The organism is Streptomyces sp. AC627_RSS907 (assembly GCF_019049165.1).
In genome coordinates, this window is the sequence record NZ_JAGMUE010000477.1 from 1 (window position 1) to 571 (window position 571).

At 73.2% G+C, this 571-nt stretch carries 1 protein-coding gene; it reads right to left on the minus strand.

Going from position 1 to position 571, the window contains the following annotated elements:
* Window positions 1–15: 15 nt before the first annotated feature.
* A partial coding sequence (locus KUM32_RS36570; RefSeq protein WP_217146193.1) for an HAD hydrolase-like protein occupies window positions 16–571 on the minus strand: 556 nt, incomplete at its 5' end.

Below are 571 nucleotides of genomic sequence, written 5' to 3' on the forward strand. Positions count from 1 at the left end.
GTCCAGGGGGTCGCGTCAGCCCGCGATCGGGCGCAGTGCCCGCTCCGTATCGGCGAGGTTCGGCAGCGTCTGCGTCGCGCCCGCCGCTGCCAGGTCGGCCGCGCTCGTGCGGCCGGTCGCTACGCCGATGACTCGTACGCCGTGGGCGAGTCCGCCGCGTACGTCGGCCGGGGTGTCCCCGAGGAGGACCGCGTGCTCGGCCGGGGTGTCAGAGCGCCGCAAGGCGACGCGTACCAGGCCCGGCCGTTCGTCGGCGTCTTCGCCGAACGACCCGATGTCAAGGTCCAGTTCGCGCTCCAGGTCGAGCGCTGACAGTTTCACCTCGGCGGCGGTGCGGATGTTGCCGGTCACGACCGTCTGCCGAACCTCCGGGCGCTGAGCCAGGGCGCTGAGGAGCTGGCGGGCGCCGGGCAGGGCGTGGCCGCGTACGCGCAGTTCGGCCGCGTGTCGTACGTGCGCCGCGCCCAGGGCGTGCGCGAACCTCTCGAACAACTCCCGGCTGTCACGCACTCCATGGAGCCGGGCTGTCTCGCGGAGGATGGCGGGCTCGGTCAGTCCCTCGATGCTTGCC